The sequence below is a fragment of the Dyella sp. genome, from assembly GCF_035685885.1.
In the GTDB taxonomy this organism is placed as follows: Bacteria; Pseudomonadota; Gammaproteobacteria; order Xanthomonadales; family Rhodanobacteraceae; genus Dyella.
On the sequence record NZ_DASRZX010000095.1, the window covers coordinates 1 to 2086 of the forward strand.

General features: G+C 62.9%; 2 protein-coding genes. Both read right to left on the reverse strand.

Annotated features, from left to right (window positions below):
• Positions 1-218, reverse strand: a 218-nt coding sequence (locus VFG49_RS11620) for a hypothetical protein (protein WP_324860624.1), incomplete at its 3' end; no start/stop codon positions are given.
• Between the two features lie 149 nt (positions 219-367).
• Entirely contained in the window at positions 368-1747 is a 1380-nt protein-coding gene (locus VFG49_RS11625) for an IS1380 family transposase (protein WP_324860626.1), read from the reverse strand.
• Positions 1748-2086: the final 339 nt, after the last annotated feature.

The window sequence follows — 2086 nt, forward strand, 5'->3', positions numbered from 1 at the left end:
TCAGGATCAACGGAATACGCAATGAGTGTACCACTAACGAACAGGGGCTTCTCACTCTCGCTAGCTTTGACGTCATCCCGCATGAAGTCGTGAAGTTCGCGGCTGAAGGCCATCAGATCATTGAGGCGTACAGCCTGGACAGACGGATCGAACGTGGCGTGTTCGAGGAAATCGGTCCATGGGATTAACCCGCATTTCTCACACTGCCTGACGATCATGGCAAATTGCCTGTTGTTTTGTTACGATATGCGTTGATGATGCCGATCTGACGCCTCGGTGGCTCCTTTCGGCCGCGGCGTCCCGTCACCGCCCTTGGGGCAGTGTTGGTGTGGCATATGCCGCCTATGCGGTGTCTGCTTCGTGACGCTCAGGCCCCGGCTCGTCGCAGGAAGGCGTGCGCGAGAGCGAACTCGTGCTGGCACGGGCAGGCCGATGCCATGGCAACGGTGACACGGCGCACGCTGATGCGGACCAGCGCGCCGATCTTCAGCAGTTTCAGCCGGATCGTGCCGCAGGTGGCCTGCGCGAACTGGGTATGCGCCAGGCCGATACGGCGCAGGCCGCACATCAGCACATAAGCGAAGCCGGAGAACCACAGCCGCAGCTGATTGGCCGCCATCGTCGCGGCTGACGTCCGGTCGGCGAACAGGTCGAGTTGGCATTCCTTGAGGCGGTTCTCCATCTCGCCTCGTGCGCAGTAGATCCCCTCATACAGCCGCCGGGCATCGATCTCGGCCGGGGTCAGGGAGGTGACGACAAAGCGGGGATTGGCCTCGCCCCGTGTCCATTCCGCCTTGCCGACGACGCGTCGCATCCGGCTCCAGCTGTCCAGCGTGGACCAGCGGAAATCCTTGAACCGACGCGCCGGTTTGCCGCGCCGTTCGGCTTCGTCGCGGGCGGCGGCCATCTCGGCCACGATCTCGGCGGCCAGCCGCTCGTTGCGGGCCAGGCCGAAGACGTAATCCACGCGGTTGGCCTCGCAATAAGCCATCAGCGCCTCGCGGCAGAAGCCGCTGTCGCCCCGCAGCAAAATCCGCACGCGCGGCCAGCGCGCCCGGATCTGGCCAACGATCCAGGCAATCTCCGCCAGCGCGCCAGCCGCGGCGTCGATGTTGGAGCGGCGCAGCTTCGCCGCCAGCAGGTGACGGCCGCAGAAGACATACAGCGGCAGATAGCAGTAGCAATCGTAATAACCGTGGAAGAACCGGCCTTCTTGATGGCCATGCAACGGATCATCGGTGGCATCGAGGTCGAGCGTGATCTGCGACGGCGCCTTGGCGTGAGCGTCGAGGAACAGATCGACGAACAGCCGCTCGATGGCCTGTGTGTCGGCGGCGATCTTGCTGTAGCGCGTGGGTTCGGCCTTGCTCAGTTCCAGCCGGTTCAGCGTGCTCTTGCCAGCCAGCGGGGCGCAGTCGGCGCGTGAGGCGGCCAGCTTGTTGGCCAGCACCGCCATCACCGGGTCGTGGCGGAGGTCGTCGTGGTCGTTGAGGTCTTCATGGCCCAGCGCGATACCGACGATACGCTGCATCACCAGCGTCTGAACCGCATGTTCGGTGAAGACCGGATTGCGGCTGTCCGTGAAGCAACCGGCCAGGCGGTGGCTCAGGCTGAGCACCTTGTCGGTGGCGCCCAACAGCAGCGCGCCGGCCTCGCTGGTGATGCGCCCGCCGTCGAAACTGGCCACCACGGCGCGGCCATCGACGGGTGGAAATGCGAGCTGGGCAGGATTACACTCTGTCGGCATTGGGGCGTCCTGTGGATTCGGAAAAGATCGAGGGTGCAACACGATTTTCTCAGAATCTCAGCCCCAATGCAGCTGATTCGGTGAGAAATGCGGGCTAGACCGTCGAACGCATGGGCGGCTTCGCCTTCGCATAGCCGGCAAGCAATCGTTCTCATGGCGTTCCCCGCATCAATGACCTGCCAAGCATCTTATATTCGATCACAAAACCGCAAGGAACGGTCCACACGCCGGTCCCGCCAAACGCCTTCGCCACCTCCGTCTTGGTATTCCCTCTGATAGTTGCCACTCCTGTCGGAACGATCTGGCGACGAATTGAACTTCGGGTTTGACCTCTTTCCT